This is a genomic window from Burkholderia sp. A9, from assembly GCF_000801975.1.
In genome coordinates this window covers 46,977-67,621 of record NZ_JSZN01000009.1, presented here as the reverse complement: position 1 = coordinate 67,621, position 20,645 = coordinate 46,977, and the positions used below count along the sequence as shown (strand labels likewise).

At 67.2% G+C, this 20,645-nt stretch carries 21 protein-coding genes; 9 read left to right on the top strand and 12 right to left on the bottom strand.

Annotation, left to right across the window (positions count from 1 at the left end):
• Nucleotides 1–41 precede the first annotated feature (41 nt).
• Nucleotides 42–920 carry a GIY-YIG nuclease family protein gene (locus PI86_RS05700; protein ID WP_039319681.1) on the bottom strand — a complete coding sequence of 293 codons (879 nt, stop codon included), beginning with the start codon at nucleotides 918–920 and terminating at the stop codon, nucleotides 42–44.
• Nucleotides 921–999: 79 nt separating this feature from the next.
• The gene (locus PI86_RS05695; RefSeq protein ID WP_039319678.1) at nucleotides 1,000–2,175 is read right to left on the bottom strand and encodes a GNAT family N-acetyltransferase; all 1,176 of its coding nucleotides are present in this window, start codon (nucleotides 2,173–2,175) and stop codon (nucleotides 1,000–1,002) included.
• A 109-nt stretch (nucleotides 2,176–2,284) separates the two neighbouring features.
• Between PI86_RS05695 and PI86_RS05690 the strand changes: the two genes are divergently transcribed.
• Nucleotides 2,285–4,015: an NAD+ synthase gene (locus PI86_RS05690; protein ID WP_039319715.1), complete on the top strand. Its 1,731-nt coding sequence runs from the start codon at nucleotides 2,285–2,287 to the stop codon at nucleotides 4,013–4,015.
• A gap of 103 nt (nucleotides 4,016–4,118) precedes the next feature.
• Nucleotides 4,119–4,457 (top strand): P-II family nitrogen regulator, encoded by a 339-nt coding sequence (locus tag PI86_RS05685; protein WP_006398637.1) that lies wholly within the window; start codon nucleotides 4,119–4,121, stop codon nucleotides 4,455–4,457.
• A gap of 159 nt (nucleotides 4,458–4,616) precedes the next feature.
• Here the strand turns inward: PI86_RS05685 and PI86_RS05680 are convergent, their stop codons facing one another.
• Both PI86_RS05680 and PI86_RS05675 read right to left on the bottom strand, forming a co-directional pair.
• Nucleotides 4,617–5,696, bottom strand: a complete 1,080-nt coding sequence (locus tag PI86_RS05680) for a porin (RefSeq protein WP_039319673.1) — start codon at nucleotides 5,694–5,696, stop codon at nucleotides 4,617–4,619.
• A 573-nt stretch (nucleotides 5,697–6,269) separates the two neighbouring features.
• Entirely contained in the window at nucleotides 6,270–7,196 is a 927-nt protein-coding gene (locus tag PI86_RS05675) for a LysR family transcriptional regulator (protein ID WP_014896368.1), read from the bottom strand.
• Nucleotides 7,197–7,330: 134 nt separating this feature from the next.
• Here PI86_RS05675 and PI86_RS05670 point away from each other — a divergent pair, with 134 nt between their 5' ends.
• Nucleotides 7,331–7,828, top strand: a complete 498-nt coding sequence (locus tag PI86_RS05670) for a GNAT family N-acetyltransferase (RefSeq protein WP_039319669.1) — start codon at nucleotides 7,331–7,333, stop codon at nucleotides 7,826–7,828.
• 57 nt (nucleotides 7,829–7,885) lie between these two features.
• Here PI86_RS05670 and PI86_RS05665 read toward each other — a convergent pair whose 3' ends face one another.
• From PI86_RS05665 to PI86_RS05650, 4 genes are all read right to left on the bottom strand, one after another.
• Nucleotides 7,886–8,665: an ABC transporter ATP-binding protein gene (locus PI86_RS05665; protein ID WP_014896370.1), complete on the bottom strand. Its 780-nt coding sequence runs from the start codon at nucleotides 8,663–8,665 to the stop codon at nucleotides 7,886–7,888.
• Between the two features lie 18 nt (nucleotides 8,666–8,683).
• On the bottom strand, nucleotides 8,684–9,397 hold the full coding sequence (locus PI86_RS05660; protein ID WP_039319666.1) for an ABC transporter permease: 714 nt from the start codon (nucleotides 9,395–9,397) through the stop codon (nucleotides 8,684–8,686).
• Complete coding sequence (locus PI86_RS05655) at nucleotides 9,394–10,083, bottom strand: ABC transporter permease (RefSeq protein ID WP_014896372.1); 690 nt, start codon at nucleotides 10,081–10,083, stop codon at nucleotides 9,394–9,396. Before PI86_RS05655 ends, PI86_RS05660 begins: the two co-directional genes overlap by 4 nt.
• A 226-nt stretch (nucleotides 10,084–10,309) precedes the next feature.
• Nucleotides 10,310–11,086 (bottom strand): ABC transporter substrate-binding protein, encoded by a 777-nt coding sequence (locus tag PI86_RS05650; protein ID WP_039319664.1) that lies wholly within the window; start codon nucleotides 11,084–11,086, stop codon nucleotides 10,310–10,312.
• Nucleotides 11,087–11,452: 366 nt separating this feature from the next.
• Between PI86_RS05650 and PI86_RS05645 the strand changes: the two genes are divergently transcribed.
• Nucleotides 11,453–12,151, top strand: a complete 699-nt coding sequence (locus PI86_RS05645; RefSeq protein WP_039319662.1) for a pirin family protein — start codon at nucleotides 11,453–11,455, stop codon at nucleotides 12,149–12,151.
• 70 nt (nucleotides 12,152–12,221) lie between these two features.
• Here PI86_RS05645 and PI86_RS05640 read toward each other — a convergent pair whose 3' ends face one another.
• Nucleotides 12,222–12,773, bottom strand: a complete 552-nt coding sequence (locus tag PI86_RS05640) for a periplasmic heavy metal sensor (RefSeq protein WP_039319659.1) — start codon at nucleotides 12,771–12,773, stop codon at nucleotides 12,222–12,224.
• A 226-nt stretch (nucleotides 12,774–12,999) separates the two neighbouring features.
• On the opposite strand from PI86_RS05640, the gene PI86_RS05635 reads away from it, so the two are divergent.
• Nucleotides 13,000–13,725 (top strand): response regulator, encoded by a 726-nt coding sequence (locus tag PI86_RS05635; RefSeq protein WP_039319657.1) that lies wholly within the window; start codon nucleotides 13,000–13,002, stop codon nucleotides 13,723–13,725.
• A complete protein-coding gene (locus tag PI86_RS05630) occupies nucleotides 13,709–15,025 on the top strand; it encodes an ATP-binding protein (RefSeq protein WP_039319653.1) in 1,317 nt (438 codons plus the stop codon). The genes PI86_RS05635 and PI86_RS05630 overlap by 17 nt, the downstream gene beginning before the upstream one ends.
• A gap of 40 nt (nucleotides 15,026–15,065) precedes the next feature.
• Here PI86_RS05630 and PI86_RS05625 read toward each other — a convergent pair whose 3' ends face one another.
• Nucleotides 15,066–15,332 carry a double-stranded DNA-specific endonuclease gene (locus PI86_RS05625; RefSeq protein ID WP_014896379.1) on the bottom strand — a complete coding sequence of 89 codons (267 nt, stop codon included), beginning with the start codon at nucleotides 15,330–15,332 and terminating at the stop codon, nucleotides 15,066–15,068.
• Nucleotides 15,333–15,826: 494 nt separating this feature from the next.
• Between PI86_RS05625 and PI86_RS05620 the strand changes: the two genes are divergently transcribed.
• Both PI86_RS05620 and PI86_RS05615 read left to right on the top strand, forming a co-directional pair.
• Nucleotides 15,827–17,584: an ABC transporter permease gene (locus PI86_RS05620; RefSeq protein ID WP_039319650.1), complete on the top strand. Its 1,758-nt coding sequence runs from the start codon at nucleotides 15,827–15,829 to the stop codon at nucleotides 17,582–17,584.
• Nucleotides 17,585–17,606: 22 nt separating this feature from the next.
• Nucleotides 17,607–18,944, top strand: a complete 1,338-nt coding sequence (locus tag PI86_RS05615) for an ABC transporter ATP-binding protein (RefSeq protein ID WP_039319648.1) — start codon at nucleotides 17,607–17,609, stop codon at nucleotides 18,942–18,944.
• Between the two features lie 69 nt (nucleotides 18,945–19,013).
• On the opposite strand, the gene PI86_RS05610 is transcribed toward PI86_RS05615, so the two are convergent.
• Both PI86_RS05610 and PI86_RS05605 read right to left on the bottom strand, forming a co-directional pair.
• Entirely contained in the window at nucleotides 19,014–19,508 is a 495-nt protein-coding gene (locus PI86_RS05610) for a hypothetical protein (protein ID WP_039319646.1), read from the bottom strand.
• Nucleotides 19,505–20,056, bottom strand: a complete 552-nt coding sequence (locus PI86_RS05605) for a hypothetical protein (protein ID WP_051137963.1) — start codon at nucleotides 20,054–20,056, stop codon at nucleotides 19,505–19,507. Before PI86_RS05605 ends, PI86_RS05610 begins: the two co-directional genes overlap by 4 nt.
• A gap of 288 nt (nucleotides 20,057–20,344) precedes the next feature.
• Here PI86_RS05605 and PI86_RS16110 point away from each other — a divergent pair, with 288 nt between their 5' ends.
• Nucleotides 20,345–20,542, top strand: coding sequence for a hypothetical protein (locus PI86_RS16110; protein WP_082012145.1), 198 nt, complete (start codon nucleotides 20,345–20,347; stop codon nucleotides 20,540–20,542).
• Nucleotides 20,543–20,645: the final 103 nt, after the last annotated feature.

Here is a 20,645-nt window from a genome sequence, read left to right as displayed (position 1 = left end):
TCCCGGCCGGTTCGTTCGGAACGCAAACCGCGCGTGTCTCCTCAGGAGGCCGCGCGGTTTTGTTTTGTGCGCGGCCTGGCGCCTGTGGCGGTGTTCTTTTGTGGGCGGGCGGGCGCGGGCAGGGCGCTGGCGTTCGGTGCGGTTTTCGTCCGTTTTGTGCTCGTGGCGCGGCGCGCGGCGGTGACGGGAGTCGCGTGCGCTTCGACGGCTTCCGTGACGGCCTGTCTTGCCGATGCACGGCCGCGCGCCGGTGCGGAACCGGCGCCGGCGTGTGCCTTCGCGACGGACTGGCCGCCGGCAGCCGGCGTTTTCCGTTTCGGCGTGACGCTCGTAGCCTGCTTGTCCTGTTTGGTCGTCGTGCTGCGCGGCGAGGCCCTCTTTGCTTCTGCACCGTCGCCGGTCTTCGCACGCTTCCTGGCGGGCGTAGCCTTTGTCTTCGTGGAAGCCTGCTCGGCCGGTCCGCGTTTTGTGGTCTTGGCGGACCTCGACGCTTTCCCGTCATTGCCGGCCTTCGCTGCTTTCTTGACGGGCTGTTCCGTGTCGGCCGCCTGCGTCGCGACGTCGGCGGGCTGCGCCTGCTTCACTTTCTTCCGCCCGCGCATACCGGCCTTCAAGCCGTCCGCCTCGACGCTCCCGTCGATCGACATCCCGGCCGGCAACACGGATTCCAGTGTCCGGATCCCGGCCGCCAGCTCGCGCTTTTGCGCGGCGTTGAGCCGTTTCACCCAGTACTCGACGCGCGACGCGATCGACCGGTCGGGCAGCGGGAACGACGCGAGCAGCGCGCGCGGCTTGCGCGAGCGCGTATAGCGCGCGCCCTTGCCGGACGCGTGCTGTTCGAAGCGCGCGGCGACGTCGTTCGTGATGCCCGTGTAGACGCTGTCGTCGGCGCACTCGATCAGATACAGAAACCAGGACATGGAAAGGCGGCGGGATGCGAAGCCGACAGTGTCTCAGAATTGGCGCGAGCGACCGCGCGTGATGCGATTCGCGACGGTGTCACGCGCCACGCCGGAACGGATCGTGTTCGCGCAACTCGTCGACGTACGCGTGGATATGCTCGGTCTCGCGTTCGAGGAAGCGCGCGACCGCATCAGAGAACGCCGGATGCGCGAGCCAGTGTGCGGAATGCGTGACGGTCGGCAGGAAGCCGCGCGCGAGCTTGTGCTCGCCCTGCGCGCCGCCCTCGAAGGTGTCGAGCCCGGCCTCGATGCAGAACTCGAGCAACTGGTAGTAGGCCGTTTCGAAATGCAGGCAGGGCACCTGTTCGAGCGCGCCCCAGTAGCGGCCGTACAGCGTGCCGCCGCCGTTCGCGCCGCGCCGGTAGACGGCGAGCGCGCTCGCGATCGGCCGGCCGTCGGCTTCCGCGATCACGAGCAGCAGGTTCTCCGGCATCGTCGCGCCGATCGCGCGGAAGAAGTCGAGATTCAGGTACGGGCTCGAGTAGTGCTCGCGGTACGTCTGCCGGTAGCAGCGCGAGAAGAAGCGCCAGTCGGCATCGGTGATCCGGTCGCCGGTGAGCCGCCGGAACGTGACCCCGGCATCCTGCACCTTGCGCCGTTCCGCGCGGATGTTCTTGCGCTTCTTCTGTTCGAGCGTGCCGAGGAAATCGTCGAAGTCGCGGTAGCCGTCGTTGAGCCAGTGGAACTGCACGCCTTCGCGCAGCATCATCCCCATCGATTCGAGCAGCCGCGCTTCGTCGCCGGTCGGGAACAGCACGTGCAGCGACGACACGTCGCTCTGCTCCGCGAACGCGAGCAGCGTGGCCGCGAGCCGGCGGCGCGCGTCGTCGTCGGCCGCGAGCAGGCGCGTGCCTTGCACGGGCGTGAACGGCACCGCGCACAGCAGCTTCGGGTAGTAGGGCAGGTCGTTGCGCTGGTACGCGTCGGCCCATGCCCAGTCGAACACGTATTCGCCGTACGAATGCTGTTTCGCGTAGACGGGCGCGGCGGCCGCGAGCCGGCCCGTGCGCGTATCGGTCAGCGTCACGAAGTGCGGTGACCAGCCGGTGTCGTCGACCGCGCAGCGCGCGACGTGCAGCGCGTCGAGGAATTCGTGGCGCAGGAACGGCGTCGGCTGCGCGTCGTGCTCGAGCAGCGCGTTCCATTCGTCGGCCGGCACCTCCGCGGGGGACGACAGGATGCCCGTGCGATAATCGATGCGTTCGTGTTTCAAGCGTGAATCCGTACTGTTGGATGCCGCCGGATGCGTGCCGCCGTGGCCCGCGTCCGGGACGATTTCGTCAGCCGTTCAGGGCGCGCCGCCGGGCTGCGCCGATCCCGTCATGAAGACCCGACTCGCTCTCGCCCAGATCAACGTCACCGTCGGCAATTTCGCCGGCAACGTCGCGCGGATCGTCGCGGCCGCCCGCGCCGCGCACAACGATGGTGCGCAACTGATGGTCGCCCCCGAACTCGCGCTGTCCGGCTATCCGCCGGAAGACCTGCTGCTGCGGCCCGCGTTCTACGCGGCGGCGGCGGCCGCGCTCGACGCGCTCGCCGACGCGCTGCGCGCGTTCGACGGGCTCGCGGTGCTGGTCGGCCATCCGTTGCGCGGTCCGGGCAGGGGTGCGGGCAGCGGCGCAGGCGCAGATGCGCGCGCGTCAGCCGTCGATGGTAATGCAAACCGCCCGATCGAGCGCGGCGTGCCGCCGACCGACACCTATAACGCGGTGTCGCTGATCGTCGGCGGCGAGATCGTCGGCACCTACCGCAAGCAGGATCTGCCGAACGCCGACGTGTTCGACGAGAAGCGCTACTTCGCGACCGACGCCGAGCCGCTCGTGTTCGAGCTGAACGGCGTGAAATACGGCGTGATCATCTGCGAGGACGCGTGGCATGCGTCGGCCGCACAGATCGCGAAGGCCGCCGGCGCACAGGTGCTGCTGATTCCGAACGGTTCGCCGTATCACATGAACAAGGAAGCGCTGCGCATCGACATCCTGCGCGCGCGGATCCGCGAGACCGGGCTGCCGATGGTGTACGTGAACCTCGTCGGCGGCCAGGACGAGCTCGTGTTCGACGGCGGCTCGTTCGTGCTCGACGCGCAGGGCGCGCTCGTCGCGAAGATGCCGCAATTCGACGAAGGGCACGCGATCGTCGAATTCGACGGTGCGCGGCCGCTGCCCGGCACGATCGCGCTCGAGCAGCCGATCGACGCGCAGGTCTATCGCGCGCTCGTGACCGGCGTGCGCGACTACATCGGCAAGAACGGTTTTCCCGGCGCGCTGATCGGGCTGTCGGGCGGTGTCGATTCGGCGCTGGTGCTCGCGGTCGCGTGCGACGCGCTCGGGCCCGACCGCGTGCGCGCGGTGATGATGCCGTCGCGCTACACCGCCGACATCTCGACCACCGACGCGGCGGACATGGCGCGGCGGGTCGGCGTGCGCTACGACGAGATCGCGATCGCACCGATGTTCGATGCGTTCCGTGCGGCGCTCGCGGACGAATTCGCGGGCCGCGCGGAAGACGCGACCGAAGAGAACATCCAGGCGCGCATCCGCGGCACGCTGCTGATGGCGCTGTCGAACAAGTTCGGCTCGATCGTGCTGACGACCGGCAACAAGAGCGAGATGGCGGTCGGCTACTGCACGCTGTACGGCGACATGGCCGGCGGCTTCGCGGTGATCAAGGACATCGCGAAAACGCTGGTCTACCGGCTGTGCCGTTATCGCAACGCGACCGCCGACTACGGGTTGCGCGACGTGATCCCCGAGCGGATCCTGACGCGCGCGCCGTCGGCCGAGCTGCGCGAGAACCAGACGGACCAGGACAGCCTGCCGCCGTACGAGGTGCTCGACGCGATCATGCGGATGTACATGGAAGAAGACCGGCCGCTCGCCGAGATCGTCGCGGCCGGTTACGCGCAGGCCGACGTCGCGCGTGTGACCCGGCTCATCAAGATCAACGAATACAAGCGCCGCCAGGCGCCGATCGGCATTCGCGTCACGCACCGTGCGTTCGGGCGCGACTGGCGTTATCCGGTCACGTCACGCTTTACCGAACGTCTCGATTGAGCCGTGCCGGGCCGTACGCGACGGGCCGACTTACGGCTTACACTTACGGCTTAAAATCGGGATCGCGATTTTTCATCCAAACGAGCATCGAGGGACAACCATCATGAAACGCATCACCGCCATCATCAAGCCGTTCAAGCTGGACGAAGTCCGCGAAGCGCTCGCCGAAGTGGGTCTCACCGGCCTGACCGTGACGGAAGTGAAGGGCTTCGGCCGCCAGAAAGGGCACACCGAGCTGTATCGCGGCGCTGAATACGTCGTCGACTTCCTGCCGAAGATGAAGATCGAGGTGGTTGTCGCGGAAGCGCAGGTCGACCAGGTGATCGACGCAGTGATCGGCGCGGCGCGCACGGGCAAGATCGGCGACGGCAAGATCTTCGTGTCGGACGTCGAGCGCGTGATCCGCATCCGTACCGGCGAAGAGAACGAAGCGGCAGTCTGAGCGCCGCATCCGGCCTGTTCGGCCGGTCGGGCCGCGGATCGCACGATGCCGGCCCGCCAATAAAAAACGGTGCGGATACCCGGGTGGGTACCGCACCGATACGCGCCTCTCGCAGCAGCGTGGAAAGTGTTGTCGAATCGTTGTCTGGACGGCGCCTGATCAGAACAGGTGCTGGATGCCGGCGTAGACGCCGGTCTGGCTGCCGCCCGGATGCGGGTTGCCCGTCGACACGGCGGTGCCTGCGCCGTTCGCGTTCAGGCCGAAGTTGGCCGTCGAGCTGTTGCGCACCGTCGCGACCTGCAGGTCGAACAGCGTGCGCTTCGAGATGTTGTACGAGCCGCCGGCCGTGTAGATGTTCGCGTTGCCGCCACCGTGGTTGGCGTTCACGTGATACACGGCCGCAATCAGCGCTGCCGCCGGCGTTGCCTGCCACGTCACGCCGCCCCAGACCTGCTGGGTGCCGGTCACGCCGGCGTTGACTGCCGGGCCGCCGCTGCCGTCGGCGCGCGATGCCTGGTAAGCCGCCTGGACCTTGAACTGGCCGAGGAACACGTTCACGCCCGCGAAGTATTCACGCGAGTAGTTGAACACGTCGGAGAAGCGGCCGTTGCTGTCGCGCGTTTCGTCGTAGATGCCGCGCAACTGGAACAGCGAGTTCGTGTACGTGACTTGTGCGCCGGCTGCACGGCCCGGCTGGCCGGCCGTCGTGTTGCCGTTGAAGCTGGTCGAGTTCGAGAACGCGAACTGGCCGTAGAAGTCGAGACCGTAGAACTGCGGCGACTGGTACGACACGTTGTTGCTGGTCTTGTTCCAGTTGCGGCCGCGCACGAGCGATGCCGTCGACCAGGCCGACTGGCCGAACGGGTCGAAGTCCCACACGCCGTTGGCGATCGCGAGCTCGCGACCCAGCAGCAGCGTACCGTAGCGATCGTTCGAGATACCGACGGTCGCGAAACGATCCCAGATCGAGCCGCTGAAGCCGCCCGTCATCGTGTTGAACGCGCCTTCGATGTGGAACAGGACCTTGTTGCCGCCGCCGATGTCCTCGCTGCCCTTCAAGCCCCACAGGCTGGTGCCCCAGTCGCCGCTTTCCGCGCGCACTTGGTGGCCGTTCTGCAGGCCGTTCAGGTACTCGAGACCGGCATCCAGGCGACCATACAGCGTGACGCTGCTCTGCGCGTGCGCCGTAACGACCCCAGCAGCCATCAGCGCGGCCGCGACCAAAGCTTTCTTCATCATCTCCTCCATACCCTGTCAAAAAGTCAACCCAGACTGCACGAGATGCCCGGCGCAGCGAACGCCGGGCAAAAGCGAAAAGCGGGATAACCAGGGAGACCTCGTGCAGGGCCGGTAAGCGCGGCACGCGGGCAAGCGGACGGAAAACCGTTGAGCGGTCCCGCGCGGCCGGGTCGGCTTGCGGGGTCTCCTTGTTGTGTCGTGAAGCTAAACTACATTTCACGAACTTCGTTTTGCTACTTTGGTTACTAATTTAGCAAAAATACAATTTTGTGGCGATGGAAATCGTTGTTTGACTAACACGTGTCGCCAAATTGCCATGCAACACAGTGCGCGGCGCGTGTCCAAGGGGTCGTCGGATTCCTGAAAACCCTTGTCCGACAAGGGAGACACGGATTCGGTGGCCATGGGTCAAGGATTGCCACTATTGACGTCGTTCGGGGTGCCGGCGTAGGTGTTGGAGAGACGGATTTGGTAAGTAATTCGTAATAAATTGGCGGTTTCCCGCCGTCGCGCGGCAGCGTCGGAAACGCCGGTCGCGCAGCGGGTACGGCGAGCCGTGCACGCGCGTCCGGTTTAACCGGGTGCTGGCCGCGCATCGAGCAACTGCGCGCGAATCCACCGGTGCGCATCGGTGCGCGCGTGCTTCGCGTGCGAGTACACCTTCACCGTGTAGCGCGGGATCTCGAACGGCGCAGGGAAGATGCGGATCGGCGCCGCGTGGCGCAACGCCTGCGCGGCGCGGTTCGGCACGGTCATCAGGAGTGCCGATTCCGCGATCACGAACGGCGCGGCCAGCACGTCCGGCAGTTGCACGGCAACCTGCCGGGCGAGGCCGAGCCGGTCGAGGACGTAGTCGACGACGCCGCGCGATTCGTTCCATGGCGTGACCACCACGTGACGTGCGGCGAGGTACTGGTCGAGCGTCAGCCGCCTGCGGATGTCCGGATGCGCGGCGCTCGCGATCACCACATAGTCGTCCGAGAACCAGTCGAAATCCTCGATGCCCGGCGCGTCGACGGCCGATTCCTCGTGATAGCCGAGCGCGAAGTCGATGCGGCCGGCCGCGAGTTCGTCGACGGCTATCTTCCGGTCGGAATGGACGACGCGAATCCGCAGCCGCGGCGCGACGTGCTGGATGCGCGCGAGGAACGCCGGCAGCACGGCGAATGCCGTGTAGTCGCTCGCGGCGAACACGAACGTGCGATCGCTTTGCGCGGGATCGAAGCGGCGTGCGCGGGCCAGTCCCTTCGACATCGTGTCGAGTGCGTCGCCGGCCCACGTGGCGATGTCGTCGGCGCGCACGGTCGGCTGCATCTCGTTGCCGAGCCGCACGAACAGCGCATCGCCGATCGCTTCGCGCAACCGCGCGAGCGCGTGGCTCAGCGCGGACGGGCTCATCGCCAGTTCGTGCGCGGCCGCGGCGACCGACCGGTGGCGGTACAGCGCATCGAACGCAAGCAGCAGGTTCAGGTCGAGGCGGCGCAGGTCGGGATGCATCATGTTCATGTCCTGATGAAGAAACTGCACTTCCTGCAGTGGCGGCATGAACGTAGCATGACGATCTGACCGGCGCCAGCGCGATCGCGCGGCGTCGCATTCCGTTCCAGGTCCAGGCCGAAGGAGGGCTCCCTACCGTGCAAATCGATATCCGTTCCGCCACCGTCGCCGACGTGCCGCAAATCCTGCGTTTCATCACCGAGCTGGCGCGCTACGAGAAGGCGGAGCATGAAGTGGTCGCGACGCCGGCGTCACTCGAGCGCAGCCTGTTCGGCGAAGGGTCGCCGGCGCGTGCGCTGATTTGCGAGGTCGACGGCGAGCCGGCCGGCTTCGCGGTGTATTTCTTCTCGTATTCGACCTGGCTCGGCCGCCAGGGGCTGTATCTCGAGGATCTGTACGTGTCGCCGCGCTTTCGTGGCGCGGGCGCCGGGCTGCGGCTGCTGAAGGCGCTTGCGCGGATCGCGGTGGACACCGGCTGCGAGCGCTTCGAATGGAGCGTGCTCGACTGGAACGAGCCGGCGATCCGCTTCTACGAAAGCGTCGGCGCGGCGCCGCAGAGCGAATGGGTGCGCTACCGGCTCGCGGGCGACGTGCTGCGCGCGTTTGCCGACGGCGCACCGGTCGACGCCGCGTAAACGCAAAACGGGCGCCGCATGGCGCCCGTCTGCATATCGCGACGCGTGTAGCGTGCGTTACTTGAGGCTGCCCGACAGGAACCCGCGCAGGCGCTCGCTCTTCGGGTTGGCAAACACCTCGGACGGCACGCCTTCTTCCTCGACGCGGCCCTGGTGCAGGAACATCACGTGGTTCGACACGTTGCGCGCGAAGCCCATCTCGTGCGTGACGACGATCATCGTGCGGCCTTCCTCGGCCAGCTTCTGCATCACCTTCAGCACTTCGCCGACCAGCTCCGGATCGAGCGCCGAAGTCGGCTCGTCGAACAGCATCACGTCGGGATGCATCGCGAGCGCGCGCGCGATCGCGACGCGCTGCTGCTGGCCGCCCGACAGGTGCGACGGATACTGCTTCTCGACGCGCGGCGCGAGGCCGACCTTCTCGAGGTACTCGCGCGCGCGATCTTCGGCTTCCTTCTTCGGAATGCCGAGCACGTTCACCGGCGCTTCCATCACGTTCTCGATCACGTTCATGTGCGACCAGAGATTGAAGTGCTGGAACACCATCGACAGCTTGGTACGCACGCGCTGCAGCTGCTTCGAATCGGCTGCGCGCAGCGCGCCCGTCTTGTCGGGCGTGGTGCGTACTTCCTCGCCGTCGACGACGATGCGGCCCGCGTTCGGCTGCTCGAGGAAGTTGATACAGCGCAGCATCGTGCTCTTGCCGGAACCGGACGAGCCGATCACGCTGATCACGTCGCCCGAGTTCGCCTTCAGCGACACGCCTTTGAGCACCTCGTTGTCGCCGTACCGCTTGTGCAGATTGTCGACGAAAAGCTTCTGGGTCTGGGAATTCATCAATAGTCCTGCGAAAACTTACTTGCCTTGCGGGCGCAGATAGGCGAGCCAGCGACGCTCGGCCTGGCGGAACAGCCACACGAGCGTGAACGAGATCACGAGATAGAGCAGCGCGGCGATGCCGAATGCATGGAACGACATGTAGGTCGCCGAGTTCACGTCGCGGGCGATCTTCAGGATGTCCGGCACGGTCGCGGTGAACGCGACGGTGGTGGCGTGCAGCATCAGGATCACTTCATTGCTGTAGAGCGGCAGCGAGCGGCGCAGCGCGGACGGCAGGATCACGCGGCGATACATCGTGAACGTGGACATCCCGTACGCGCGTGCGGCCTCGATCTCGCCGTACGACGTCGCCTTGATCGCGCCCGCGAAGATCTCGGTGGTGTACGCGCAGGTGTTCAGCGTGAACGCGAGCAGCGTGCAGTGCATCCCGTCGCGGAAGAACGCATCGAGCAGCGGGGTGCCGCGCACGAACTGCAGGCTGTAGAGGCCCGTGTAGCAGAGCAGCAGCTGCACGTAGAGCGGCGTGCCGCGGAACACGTACGTGTAGAGCCACACGGCGCTCGACAGCCATTTCTTCTTCGACACGCGGGCTACCGCGAGCGGTATCGACAGGCAGAAGCCGAGGCCGATCGACACGACGAGCAGCCACAGCGTGATCGCGACGCCGGTGATCCGGAAGCCGTCGGTATAAAGGTAGTTGCGCCAGTATTCTTGGATGAGTTCGATCATAGGTCAGCCTTGCGGACGCCGGTCGAGTAGCGCTTTTCGAGCCACATCAGCACGAAGTTCGAGATCGTCGTGATGGCGAGGTAGACCGCACCGGCGATCAGCGTGAAGAAGAAGAAGCGCAGCGTGCCCTTGCCGGCGTCCTGCGACGCCTTCACGACGTCCGCGAGGCCGATGATCGACACCAGCGCGGTCGACTTCACGAGCACCTGCCAGTTGTTGCCGATGCCCGGCAGCGCGAAGCGCATCATCTGCGGGAACATGATCCGCGTGAACACCTGCCAGTTGCTCATCCCGTACGCGCTGCCGGCCTCGAGCTGGCCGCGCGGCACCGACAGGAACGCACCGCGGAAGGTCTCGGTGAAGTACGCGCCGTAGATGAAGCCGAGCACGAGCACGCCGGCGAGGAACGGATCGATGTCGATCTGGTCCCAGCCGAGCGCGTCGGTCGCCGTGTTCAGCCAGATCTGCAGGCTGTAGAACAGCAGCAGCATCAGCACGAGGTCGGGTACGCCGCGGATCAGCGTCGTGTAGACGGTGCCGGCGCCGTTCGTGAAGCGGTTGCGCGACAGCTTCGCGCCCGCGCCGAGCAGGCCCAGCAGGAACGACAGCGCGAGCGAAAGCACCGCCAGTTTGACGGTTTGCCAGGTGCCGGCGAGGATCAGCGGGCCGTAGCCTTGTAGAAACATATGTGGTCCCTGGTGTGGTCCCGGAGGGCGCACGCGGTGCGCCGCGAAAGACGCGCCCGCCAAGCTGCGCGGAACGCCCCGTGCGTATCATGACCGTCCGCCCCGGCAACGGTGCCGGGCCAGCCCGTCGCGAGCGGCGGGCGAGGGGGCGGACGGCGCGTGGTTGACTGCCTGTACTGCCGGACGCGGGGCCGCCCCCGCATCCGCTGCTCGTTATTGTCGGCGCTCAGCGGGCCGAGTAGACGCTGAACGAGAAATACTTGTGCGACAGCCGGTCGTACGTGCCGTCCTTGTGCATGTCGGCCAGCGCCTTGTTGATCTTCAGCTTCAGGTCCGTGTCTTCCTTGCGCAGGCCGATCGCGGTGCCGTCGCCGATCGTCTTCGGATCCTTTACCTCCGGCCCGGCGAACGCGAAGCCCTTGCCGCGCGGCGTGCGCAGGAAGCCGTAGTCGGCCTGCAGTTCGTCCTGCAGCGTCGCGTCGAGGCGGCCCGAGCCGAGATCGGCATAGACCTGGTCCTGGTTCTGGTAAGGAATGGTCGTCACGCCCTGCGGTTCCCAGTACGCCTTCGCGTAGGATTCCTGCGTCGAGCCCTGCTCGACGCCGACGCGCTTGCCCTTGAGCGACGCGATCGTCGGCAGCAGCGGCGAGCCGGCCTTCGCGATCATCCGCGCGGGTGCGTCGTACACCTTGTCGGAGAAGTCGATCTGCTCGCGGCGCTTGTCCGTGACGGTCAGCGACGACACGATGACGTCGTACTTCTTCGCCTTCAGCGCCGGGATGATCCCGTCGAGATCCTGCGCGACCCACACGCACTTCACGCTGATCCGTTTGCAGATTTCCTTGGTGAGGTCGACGTCGAAACCGACGATCTCACCGCTCGGCGCGGTCGACTCGAACGGCGGGTAGCTGGCATCGACGCCGATCCGCACGGTCTTCCACTCCTTCGCAAAGGCGCTGCCCGCCACGAGGGCGAGGGCGGCGCACAGGGCGGCCTTCTTCATTTGCATCCTTTTGTCGCTCACTTCCGGTGGGCGCTCGCGGCCGGTCGGGCCGGGCGCCGCGGCGTATTCTAGACGGCCAAAATTCGTGTTTCGGCGCGCTGGCAACGGCGCTCGCCGGACGGGCGAACGCCAAAAGGGCGGTATTTTACCCGAACGTGAAACCCGGAAAACGGCAATCCGGCGCGACCGATCGATTCTTTGAACCGGCCGTTGCGACAATCGTGGTATTCGCAATGAGCATTGCGTGGATTGCGTTCGTCGATGCAACGATGCGGTGCGCGGGAAACGGATTGTGGCGCTATCGGCGCGCCCCTACAGTGCAGGTAAACCCGAAAAAGAAGACCTGCCTGCCGGAGTGCCCGTCCCATGTTCCAGATCCGCCGCGCCGCCGACCGTTGCCACACGAATCAAGGCTGGCTCGAATCAAGCCACAGTTTCCCGCTCGCCGGCCACGCCGGGGACGCGCATCCGCCGTTCGGCGCGCTGCGCGTGCTGAGCGAGGACCGGATCGCGCCGACGCGCGGCTTCGGAATGCAGCCGCGCCGCGACCTCGAAATCGTCACCTATGTGCTGGACGGCGCGCTCGCGCATCGCGACAGCCTCGGGAACGGCGCGATCGTGCGGGCCGGCGGCATCCAGCGGATGAGCGCCGGCACGGGGCTCGTGCACAGCGAAACCAATGCGTCGCGCGACCGGCCGCTGCATCTGCTGCAGGTCTGGCTGCAGCCGGCTGAGCGGGGCGGACGGCCCGGCTACGCGGAGCGGCGCTTCGCCGACGACGAGAAGCGCGGCCGGTTGCGGCTGGTCGCGTCGCCGGACGGCGACGACGGCACGTTGTCGGTGCGCGCGGACGCGCGGATTTTCGCGGGGCTGATCGACGGGGACGAGCAGGCGGCCTTCGGCGTGCGGGCCGGGCGCAGTACTTATGTGCACGTGGCGCGCGGCGACGTGGAAGTCAACGGCCACGCGCTGGCTGCGGGCGACGGCGCGCGGATCGCCGGCGTGGACGCGGTCGCGTTCGCACGCGGCCGGGCGGCCGAGGTGCTGGTGTTCGACGTCGCCTGAAATGAAACAGGGGACGCGGGCCGGGCGCCCGCGTCCCCTGCGGTGCCGCCCGGGAAGGCGGCCCACCGGCTTACTGCGCCGGCGCCGACGCGGCCTTTTCCGCGCGGTGCTGCTGCCAGCGTTCCTTCATCTTCTCGTGACGCTGCTCCATCCGGGCGAACTGCTGCTTCAGTGCGGTGCTGACCGTCGTCTTCTGCTGGTCGTTCAGCCCGTTGTAGAACGCGAGCCATGCGGCCGAGCTCTGCTCGCGCAGTTGCGCATGCTGCTGTTCGGCCTGCTGGTGGGCGGCGTGCATCGCGTTCAGGTCGAGGATCGGCTGGTTCTGCTGCGCCTTGAACTGCTCGCGCATCTGCTCGTGGCTCTTGCGCATCGCTTCATGGTTCTGCTTCATCGTATTGACGGCCGTCTGCCATTGCTGTTCCTGCGACGCGTTGAGCTTCAACTGGTCGTGCAGCTTCATGATCACGCCAAACGGGCCGCCGTCATGGCCGCCGTGCATCTGGTGCATGCCGGGGCCGCCCGGCGGCGGCATGTCGTTGGGTTGCGCGGCATGCGCGGTGCCGAATGCGAGCGCGAGCACGGTAGCGGCCGCAATGGCCACGCGGGAAGTCTTCTTATACATTTCAGAAACTCCTTGTATCCAGAGGGTCCGGCGATGCGGTGCGCGGGGTGGCCCGTGTGCCGCATCCGGTAAGACGCAGGTTAGCGGCGCGTGCCCCGGCGGGTGTTACGCGGGATGGCTACCGGGTTACGGCGCATTACAGTTCCCTTGCGCCGTAACCCGCAGTAACCCTTTCGTCCCTTTGTATCGTTCTTCGACTCCGCGCTTGCGCGGTAAACTTCGAGCCATGACTACCCAGATCCTCATCGTCGACGACGACCAAGAACTCCGAGACCTGCTGCGCGACTATCTCGTGCGCCAGGGGATGGAAGTGTCCGTGCTGCACGACGCGGCGTCGCTCGAGAAGCGCCTCGAGCGCGAGCGGCCCGACCTGATCGTGCTGGACCTGATGATGCCGGGCGTGGATGGCCTGACCGCGCTGCGTCAGCTGCGCGCGGCCGGTGACGACATCCCCGTGATCATGCTGACCGCGCGTGCGGACGACGTCGACCGCATCGTCGGGCTCGAACTCGGTGCGGACGACTACCTCGGCAAGCCGTTCAACCCGCGCGAGTTGCTCGCGCGCGTGCAGGCCGTGCTGCGCCGCCGCCGCGCGACGCCGTCGGCGGCGGCGCCCGAGCAGCGCGAACCGTTCGCGTTCGGCCGCTTCGTGCTCGACTTCCAGGCGCGCACGCTGTCGGTCGACGGCAAGCCGGCGACGCTGTCGAGCAGCGAATTCGCGCTGTTGAAGATCTTCGTGAACCATGCACTGCGCACGCTCACGCGCGAGCGGCTGCTCGAGCTGCTGCACGGGCCCGAGTACGACGGTACCGACCGCGGCATCGACGTCCAGGTGTGGCGCCTGCGCCGCATCCTGGAGACGGATCCGTCGACGCCGCGCTTCATCCAGACGGTCCGCGGGCGCGGCTACGTGTTCGTGCCCGACGGCGAGGCCCATGCGCAAACCCATTGATTCACTGTTCGGGCGGCTGGCGCTGCTGGTCGTCGGGGTTCTGCTCCTGTCCCATTTCGCGTGGTTTTTCGCGATGCGGCTCGAGCGCAACCAGATGCAGACGCGCTACGCGGTCGAGGAGGCCGCGTTCCTCGTCGACGCGGTGCGCCAGCACGTCGAGCGCACGCCCGACCAGCCGCTGCCGTCGCGGGTGCGCCTCGTGTCGCCGGGCAGCCCCGACGTGCCGAATGGCGCCGAGTCGAACCTGCCGGCGCCGCTCAAGCGTTTCCGCGACGACGTGAGCGAGCGGATGCCGCCCGGCACCCGGGTCGAGGTCGGCGTGCCCGGCCATCCGCCGGTGCTGTGGGTCAAGGAGCCGACCGATCGCAACTGGATCGTGGTGCCGGTGCAGCCGCTGCGGCCGCCGCGCTCGCTCGACCGGATGCTGCTGTGGCTCGGCACGATCTTCTCGGCCGGCGTGATCGCCGCGCTGTTCGCGGCCTGGCAGCTGCAGCAGCCGCTGCGCTCGCTGGCGCGCGCGGTCGCGCGCTTCGGCCGCGGCCAGCCGGTGCCGCCGCTGCGCGAGCGCGGCCCGCGCGAGCTGCGCCAGCTCACGCACGGCTTCAACCAGATGGTGGAGCAGGTGTCGCAGGCCGATAGCGACCGCGCGGTGATGCTGGCCGGCGTCGCGCACGACCTGCGCACGCCGCTCGCGCGGATGCGCCTGCGTGCGGAAATGATGGATGACGCGCGGCTGCGCGACGGCGTGGTGCGCGATGTCGACTCGATGTCGCACATCGTCGACCAGTTCCTCGTGTTCGCGCATGGCGGGTCCGACCGCAGCGAGCCCGTGCCGGTCGACCAGACCTGCGAGCGGATCGCGCGCAGCTATCGGGCGGTCGCGCCGAACGCGCCGGCGGTCCAGACGCATCTCGCAGCCGACGCGGGCTTCCGCCTGCCGACCGCGACGCTCGACCGGATCCTGTCGAACCTGCTGGACAACGCGCATGCGTATGGCGCACCGCCGGTGGTCATCCAGACGGCGCGTACGCCGGCCGGCTATGTGCTGGCGGTCTCCGACAGCGGTGGCGGGATCGCGCCGCGCGACCTCGCGGCCGCGACGCGGCCGTTCGTGCGGCTCGACCCCGCGCGCGGCGGCAACGGCCACAGCGGGCTCGGGCTCGCGATCGTCGAGCGGCTGGTGCTGAGGCTGGGCGGGGCGTGCGAGATCGGCAACCGTCCCGAGGGCGGCCTGCGCGTCGCGATGACGTTCCCGTTCGACGTGGTGCCGAAGGACGAACTTCACGCACAGGCCGCGTAAGCGGCGCATGCGGCGCCTGCCGGGCAGGCGCCGCGCGGCTTCACTCGCCGAACAGCGTGCCGAGCGTCTCGGCGGCGTTGCTGTCGATGGTGTTGTAGGTCACGCTCGTGGCCTCGAAGATATAGACGGTCGTATAGCGGCCGAGGCGTTCCAGGATTTCCTCCTGCAGCGATTCCGGCACGATGTTCATGTTCAGGTACCACGCCGTCGACGACAGCCGCGTCTGGAACGACCCGTACTCCTGCATCAGTTCGTAGAACGCGTCGGCATCCTGATCGCGGCAGACGATCACCAAGTTTCCTGCCATTCCCTTCCTCCTGCTCGTCGGTCGATCCGCAGGATCCGCATGTCGACGGACCCCAAGGGCAAGCCCCGATCATACCCGCTTCGCCGTATCCGTCCGCTGACGCCCGACACGGATTGTGTTCGTGTGCCGCTGGCGGGTTCACGGCCGGGCCGGATCACGGCATAATTCGGGGCCTGCACGCCGGCCGAAAGACCGCGGTCCGGGGGGGCTCCGCACCGCGCGCGCCGGGCACGATCCGTGCGCCGGCCGTTCGTGCGTCGCGCCGCGCCGTCCCCGGACGGTTGTACCTGAAATACAGGTTGGTGTAGTGTCGTGCCGTCGCGGCCCGACTCGTCCGCGGCCGCGCCGGGGCGCAGCTTGCACGTCCGGCGCAGCGCGCCGGCGTGAGATCGTGAATCAATCGAATTACCGCGTCGAATTACCGCGCCCGTGCGCTTTGCCATGAATCAACATCGTCTGCCGGCTTCGTTCGGCCTTACCGGGGAGGGCGCCTGATGGACGTCGGATTCTTCAATCCGAACCGGACCGCCAACGCATCTGCATGGCGCGTTCTGCCGAACCGGTGGGACTTCATCGCGTTTCCGCTGATCATCTGCCTGATCGCGATGGCGGTCGTCGGTTTCCACGAAACGCTGGCACCGATCGGGACTCTGCAGACGCAGAAGATATCGCTCGATCCGTCGAACCTGCCCGAATACGCGTTGCGCACCACGCTGCGGATGCTCGCCGCGATGGTCGCGTCGCTCGCGTTCACGCTCGTGTACGGCACGCTCGCGGCCAAGAGCCGCCGCGCGGGCATGGTGCTGATCCCGATCCTCGACATCCTGCAGTCGGTGCCGGTGCTCGGCTTCATCTCGTTTACCGTCACGTTCTTCCTCGCGCTGTTCCCGAGCCGCGTGCTCGGCGCCGAGCTGGCGGCGATCTTCGCGATCTTCACGAGCCAGGCGTGGAACATGACGTTCAGCTTCTACCAGTCGCTGCGCACGGTGCCGCGCGATCTGGACGAAGTGTCGCGCGGCTTCCACCTGACGTCGTGGCAGCGCTTCTGGAAGCTCGAAGTGCCGTTCTCGATGCCGGGCCTGATCTGGAACATGATGATGTCGATGTCGGGCGGCTGGTTCTTCGTCGTCGCGTCGGAAGCCATCACCGTCGGCAACCAGACCATCACGCTGCCGGGCATCGGTGCGTATCTCGCGCAGGCGATCTCGGACAAGAACCTCGGCGCGATCGGCTGGGTGATCCTCACGATGACGGTCGTGATTCTCGCGTACGACCAGTTCCTGTTCCGCCCGCTCATCGCGTGGGCCGACAAGTTCCGGATGGAGAACACCGCGTCGGGCGATGCGCCGCAATCCTGGCTGCTCGACCTCGTGCGCCGCACGCGCCTGATTCATCAACTGCTCGTGCCGGCCGGCTGGTTCTTCGCGAAGGCCGCGCGGATTCCGCTGCGCCTGCCGCTGTCGGGCGCGATGCGCTTCACGCTGCCGCGCGTCGAGAAGAAGGCGTCGCGCACGGTCGACATCGCGTGGTCGGTCCTCGTGCTGATCGGCACGGCCTATATCGTGTGGCGCGTGATCAGCTTCGTGTCGACCGGCGTGACGATGGCCGAGGTCGGCCACGTGCTCGTGCTCGGGCTCATCACGTTGCTGCGCGTGGTCGTGCTGATCGCGATCGCGTCGGTGATCTGGGTGCCGATCGGCGTGTGGGTCGGGCTGCGCCCGCGGCTGGCCGAGAAGCTGCAGCCGCTCGCGCAGTTTCTCGCGGCGTTCCCGGCCAACCTGCTGTTCCCGGCGTTCGTGATCGTGATCGCGCGCTTCCACCTGAACGCCGACATCTGGCTGTCGCCGCTGATCGTGCTCGGGACACAGTGGTATATCCTGTTCAACGTGATCGCCGGCGCGACGTCCTACCCGAACGACTATCGCGAAGCGGCGACCAACTTCCGCATCCGTGGCTGGCAGTGGTGGCGGCAGGCGATCCTGCCCGGCATCTTCCCGTACTACGTGACCGGCGCGATCACCGCGTCGGGTGGCGCGTGGAACGCGAGCATCGTGTCCGAAGCCGTGCAGTGGGGCAACACCAAGATCGAGGCGCACGGCCTCGGCGCGTACATCGCGCAGACCACTGCCGCCGGCGATTTCCCGAAGATCATCCTGGGCATCGCCGTGATGTCCCTGTTCGTCACCCTGTTCAACCGCCTGCTGTGGCGCCCGCTGTATGCCTTCGCCGAAGCGAAGCTGCGGCTCGACTGAGACCGATTGAGAGCGAAACGCGATGCACAATCCGAATGCTGTAAACGCCCCCATCCAGACGTCCCAGCCGCCGCGCCTCGGTGAGGAAATCCTGCGCGTCGATCACGTCTGCCGCGGCTTCAACAAGACGCAGGGCGAGCTGCTCGTGCTCGACGACGCGAACCTGTCGCTGCGCGAAGGCGAGATCGTCGGCCTGCTCGGCCGTTCCGGCTCGGGCAAGTCGACGCTGCTGCGGATCATTGCCGGCCTGATCGAGCCGACCGGCGGTGAAGTGACCTATCTCGGCAAGCCGCTGACCGGCCCGGCCGAGGGCGTCGCGATGGTGTTCCAGACCTTCGCGCTGTTCCCGTGGCTCACCGTGCTGCAGAACGTGGAAGCCGGCCTCGAGGCGCTCGGCGTCGGTGCGCGCGAGCGGCGCGAACGTGCGCTGGCGGCAATCGACCTGATCGGTCTCGACGGCTTCGAGAACGCGTACCCGCGCGAGCTGTCGGGCGGCATGCGCCAGCGCGTGGGCTTTGCGCGCGCGCTCGTCGTCGACCCGACGATCCTGCTGATGGACGAGCCGTTCTCGGCGCTCGACGTGCTGACGGCCGAAACGCTGCGTACCGACCTGCTCGATCTGTGGACGCAAGGCCGCATGCCGATCAAGTCGGTGCTGATCGTCACGCACAACATCGAGGAAGCGGTGTTCATGTGCGACCGGATCCTGGTGCTGTCGTCGAACCCGGGCCGCGTGATCGCCGAGATCAAGGTGCCGTTCAAGCATCCGCGCAACCGTCTCGATCCGGCCTTCCGCAAGCTGGTCGACGATATCTACGCGAAGATGACGGCCCGCCAGACCGGCGAGGCGACGAAGAAGGGGCTCGAGCTGGGCAGCTGGCTGCCGCAGGTGTCGACCAACCTGATGGCCGGCCTGATCGAGACGCTCGCGATGGCGCCGTACCACGGCCGCGCGGACATGCCGGAAATCGCGCGCACGCTGCACCTGGAGGTCGACGACCTGTTCCCGATCGCCGAAGTGCTGCAGTACCTCGGTTTCGCGGACGTGCGGGAAGGGGACGTGTTCCTCACGCCGCCGGGGCGCGTGTTCGCCGAATTCGGCACGCAGGAACGCAAGCTGATGTTTGCCGATCACCTGCTGAAGCACGTGCCGCTCGCCGCGCGGATCAAGAAGGTGCTGAATGAACGTCCGGGCCATCGCGCGCCGCGCGTGCGCTTCGAGCAGGAGCTCGAGGATTTCCTGTCGGACGGCGCGGCCGAGGAAACGCTCGACGCGGTGATCGACTGGGGCCGCTACGGCGAGATCTTCTCGTACAACGACCAGACTGAAATCTTCAGTCTCGAGGACGTCGAGTCCTGAGCGGCTGTGCCGCGGCGCCAGCCCGGCATCCGCATGCGCCGCGTGGGTCACGCGGCGCGCAGCGCGTCGTTACTGCAGGTTGCCCCAGCGATCGACGGCCGGTTCGGCCGACGCCCACTTCCAGTGCGTGCCTTGCTGGCACACATTCGCGAAATACCAGTCGGCCTTGGCACCGTCCTTCACCGAGAACGCGAATTCCTTGCACAGCGCGAGCGCCGACGCGTACGCGCGCGTGACGCGCACTTCGCCTTCGCCGTTTTCCAGCGGCAGCGTGTTCTGCACTTTCCACGGCTTCACTTCGCCGACGGCCAGGCTGCCGGCCGCCTTCGCGATCGCGTCCTGCTGGTTCTGATGGAGCTGCTTCATCGTGCGGTTGACGGCCTCGTCGGTCGCCGCCTGCACGGCAATCCCGACGCCGACGCCCACCGCCGGGTTCGCGGTGACGAGGCCCGTCGCCGCGCCGGCGAGCGCGCCGCTCGCCGCGCCGACCGACCCGCAGCCCGACAGCGCGGCGCTGGCCGCGCACAGTGTGCCGAGCGCCGCGATACGGAGTGCGACGCTCATTGCAGCGCGCCCCAGCGTTCGGTTGCGGGCTCCGCCGACGCCCATTTCCACACGGGGCCGTCGCGGCACAGGGTGGCAACGTAGAACGCCGACTGCGCGGCCTTGTCGGCCTTCGCGGGCGTGTCGACCGCGAACACGATTTCCTTGCAGTCGAGCGGGCCGACGCTGATCATCCGGCTGACCGTCACGCGGCCCTGTTCGTCTTCCTCGATCGGGAACGAATGGTGCGTCGACCACGGCGCGACGCCGCCGACGTCGAGCGGGCCGGCCGCCTTCGCGATCTGTTCCTGCGTGTAGCGGTGTGCGACGCGCTGCGTGTACTGGACGCCCGCGCGCGCGCCGGCGACGGCACCGAGGCCGATGCCCGTCGCGACGGCGGCGTTGTTGGTGACCTTGGAGGCGATCGCGGCACCCGCGATACCGGCGCCGGCGGTCGCGCCTTCGCTGTACAGCGAGTTGCAGCCGGACATCAGCGCGGCCGTGGCGAGCGCGGCCAGCACGACGCGCACCGGCGTGGCCCGGCGCGGCGATTCGAAACGAATGTTCATCCCTGAGTGCAAGTCCTGTCTGGGTGAGCGGCGACGCATGCACGCCCCGATGCCGCGTCATTGTTTCGCAATTGTCATAGGAAAACTGCAAAGCAGTGACAAATCGCCGGACGGCATGCCGCGCGCGTGCGCGCGGCGGTATTGTCGGATAGATGGTTGACGCGGGGTCGAAACGTTACAAATTGAAGGCAATTGTTACCTCGGCGTGCAAGGAACCGACCTAGACTGTTTTGTTATGGAATGTTTCTCCGACGGTCTCGCGCCGCGCCGCATATGAGACACCCAGCCATGCGCCGTTCAAAACGGCTTTCACACCGGCCGCCCGATGCGGGGGCAGACCGCCCGCGTCCGCCGACCGACGCTCCGTCGGCACCGCCTGCCGGCGCGCCCGACGAGACGCCGTCCGACGGCGATCACAACCAGGGTGGCGCCCGCCCGGAAGGGCTCGAGTATCAACGCGACCTCGGCCAGGAGCAGGACGCTTGATGCCGTCGTCATCGCATTCCAGCGCCGTATTTCATTGCATTTCTCGGAACTGAATCGCCGCGCGGCCGCCCTTGGGCCGCCGCGTCCGCATGGGCGCGCGCCG

What these genes read in the sequence shown, in the direction of transcription:
- PI86_RS05655 (WP_014896372.1), bottom strand. Translation starts at nt 10,083, where the DNA reads ATGTTTCTACAAGGCTACGGCCCGCTGATCCTCGCCGGCACCTGGCAA.
- PI86_RS05630 (WP_039319653.1), top strand. Translation starts at nt 13,709, where the DNA reads ATGCGCAAACCCATTGATTCACTGTTCGGGCGGCTGGCGCTGCTGGTC.
- PI86_RS05625 (WP_014896379.1), bottom strand. Translation starts at nt 15,332, where the DNA reads ATGGCAGGAAACTTGGTGATCGTCTGCCGCGATCAGGATGCCGACGCG.
- PI86_RS05605 (WP_051137963.1), bottom strand. Translation starts at nt 20,056, where the DNA reads ATGAACATTCGTTTCGAATCGCCGCGCCGGGCCACGCCGGTGCGCGTC.
- PI86_RS05680 (WP_039319673.1), bottom strand. Translation starts at nt 5,696, where the DNA reads ATGATGAAGAAAGCTTTGGTCGCGGCCGCGCTGATGGCTGCTGGGGTC.
- PI86_RS05640 (WP_039319659.1), bottom strand. Translation starts at nt 12,773, where the DNA reads ATGTATAAGAAGACTTCCCGCGTGGCCATTGCGGCCGCTACCGTGCTC.
- PI86_RS05660 (WP_039319666.1), bottom strand. Translation starts at nt 9,397, where the DNA reads ATGATCGAACTCATCCAAGAATACTGGCGCAACTACCTTTATACCGAC.
- PI86_RS05675 (WP_014896368.1), bottom strand. Translation starts at nt 7,196, where the DNA reads ATGATGCATCCCGACCTGCGCCGCCTCGACCTGAACCTGCTGCTTGCG.
- PI86_RS05645 (WP_039319662.1), top strand. Translation starts at nt 11,453, where the DNA reads ATGTTCCAGATCCGCCGCGCCGCCGACCGTTGCCACACGAATCAAGGC.
- PI86_RS05650 (WP_039319664.1), bottom strand. Translation starts at nt 11,086, where the DNA reads ATGAAGAAGGCCGCCCTGTGCGCCGCCCTCGCCCTCGTGGCGGGCAGC.
- PI86_RS05620 (WP_039319650.1), top strand. Translation starts at nt 15,827, where the DNA reads ATGGACGTCGGATTCTTCAATCCGAACCGGACCGCCAACGCATCTGCA.
- PI86_RS05615 (WP_039319648.1), top strand. Translation starts at nt 17,607, where the DNA reads ATGCACAATCCGAATGCTGTAAACGCCCCCATCCAGACGTCCCAGCCG.
- PI86_RS05685 (WP_006398637.1), top strand. Translation starts at nt 4,119, where the DNA reads ATGAAACGCATCACCGCCATCATCAAGCCGTTCAAGCTGGACGAAGTC.
- PI86_RS05665 (WP_014896370.1), bottom strand. Translation starts at nt 8,665, where the DNA reads ATGAATTCCCAGACCCAGAAGCTTTTCGTCGACAATCTGCACAAGCGG.
- PI86_RS05635 (WP_039319657.1), top strand. Translation starts at nt 13,000, where the DNA reads ATGACTACCCAGATCCTCATCGTCGACGACGACCAAGAACTCCGAGAC.
- PI86_RS05610 (WP_039319646.1), bottom strand. Translation starts at nt 19,508, where the DNA reads ATGAGCGTCGCACTCCGTATCGCGGCGCTCGGCACACTGTGCGCGGCC.
- PI86_RS05700 (WP_039319681.1), bottom strand. Translation starts at nt 920, where the DNA reads ATGTCCTGGTTTCTGTATCTGATCGAGTGCGCCGACGACAGCGTCTAC.
- PI86_RS16110 (WP_082012145.1), top strand. Translation starts at nt 20,345, where the DNA reads ATGCGCCGTTCAAAACGGCTTTCACACCGGCCGCCCGATGCGGGGGCA.
- PI86_RS05690 (WP_039319715.1), top strand. Translation starts at nt 2,285, where the DNA reads ATGAAGACCCGACTCGCTCTCGCCCAGATCAACGTCACCGTCGGCAAT.